The following is a 1,426-nucleotide window of genomic DNA, read 5'->3' on the forward strand; positions in this document are numbered from 1 at the left end:
GACGTGCGCGATGCCGGCCCGGGCAGCGTGGACGTGCGCGACTCCAGCGGTTCGCGCACCAGCTCCACCTGCTGGCGGATGCCGGCCGCCGCGGGGGCCTGCTCCACCGGCCGCGTCGTGATGACGGAGCCGCCCGGCGCCACGGCCGGGAACACGGGGGCGCCCACCGGCACGGCGTCGAGGACGAAACCGAACGGTTCCAGCGCCGCGTAGTCCACGTCCCGGGGCAGGACGGTCGTGGCACCCAGGGCCCGCACCCACCCCTCGTCGCCGGACCCCGCGACCGCCGTCACGTCGTGCCCTGCCCGCACCGCGAGCTGCACCGCGAAACCACCCACCGCGCCGCTGGCGCCGGTGACCAGCAGCCGCACCGGTTCGGGCTGCTCCAGCAGGCCGAGGTGCTGCAGGAACTGCGCCGCCGTGAGGGCGTTGAGCGGCACCGTCGCCGCCTCCACCGCCCCCAGCCCCTCCGGGCGCGGCAGCACCCAGTCCTGCGGGACGGCGATCAGCTCCGCGTAGGCCCCGTACCGCCCGCCCGCCGCGTACCAGGGGATCATCCCGACCACGTCCTGGCCGGCGGTGAGCTGCTGCACGTCGGCGCCCACCCGCTCGACGGTGCCCGCGAAGTCCCAGCCCAGCACGTATGGGGGCTCCGGCACCCCGCCGGGGGCGTGGCCCTCGCGGGCGGCGAGGTCGGTGGGGTTCACCGTCGCCGCCGCCACCCGCACCAGCACCTCGCCCGGGCCCGGCTGCGGGTCCGGGCGCTCCACGCACCGCAGGACGTCGGGACCACCGGGTTCGCCCACCTCGACCACGCGCACGGCCCCACCCTCCGCGAGCACGCGGTGGGGCGCACGTCGAGCGGCGCCCGCCCCGGTGGGGCCGTCAGCAGCCCTCCATCTCGCCGAGGGACTCGTTCGCCAGGCCCATGTAGTACTCCGCCTCGGCGGTGGCGGCCGCGGCGGAGGCGGTGTTGCCGCCCGCGGCGAGGGTGTCGGCCGCGTTGAGCCAGAAGCGGGCCTCGTTCATCTGCGCGCGGAAGACCGCGCGGGCGGTGGCACAGCTGTCGTGGCGTGCGGCGCTCGCCGGGGCGGCGGCCACCGCCAGGCCGAGCGCGGCGAGCGAGAGGGCCGCACCGGCCCGCAGCAGGCGTCGCGGGGCGCGGGCGGGGCTGGTCGAGGTGCGCATGGTGTCCTCCGGGTTGTCGGGCCGGCGGCGGGTCCGACGGCACGCCCGGGGGAGGGGAGCGGGGGCGGGGTGGATACAGGCGGGCGCAGCGGCGGGAGCCGCCCGCCGGGGCGACGGGCGGCTACCATCGGGCACGCCGGGCCTGCCCGGCGCCGGCCGGCATGGCGCAACTGGTAGCGCACCCGACTTGTAATCGGGCGGTTCGGGGTTCGAGTCCCCGTGCCGGCTCCGCGATGGC

Annotated in this window: 2 protein-coding genes and 1 tRNA gene; 1 reads left to right on the top strand and 2 read right to left on the bottom strand. The window is 78.1% G+C overall.

The genetic code is table 11. From position 1 onward, the window contains the following. Both ABEB16_RS19860 and ABEB16_RS19865 read right to left on the bottom strand, forming a co-directional pair. The coding region (locus ABEB16_RS19860) for an NADP-dependent oxidoreductase (RefSeq protein WP_345713932.1) at positions 1-821 on the bottom strand (821 nt) is incomplete at its 3' end. 64 nt (positions 822-885) lie between these two features. Then, a complete protein-coding gene (locus ABEB16_RS19865; RefSeq protein ID WP_345713933.1) occupies positions 886-1,188 on the bottom strand; it encodes a hypothetical protein in 303 nt (100 codons plus the stop codon). A 155-nt stretch (positions 1,189-1,343) separates the two neighbouring features. Between ABEB16_RS19865 and ABEB16_RS19870 the strand changes: the two genes are divergently transcribed. Continuing rightward, a tRNA-Thr gene (locus ABEB16_RS19870) sits at positions 1,344-1,416 on the top strand. Positions 1,417-1,426 lie beyond the last annotated feature (10 nt).

Source organism: Kineococcus glutinatus (assembly GCF_039542765.1).
Classification (GTDB): Bacteria; Actinomycetota; Actinomycetes; order Actinomycetales; family Kineococcaceae; genus Kineococcus_A; species Kineococcus_A glutinatus.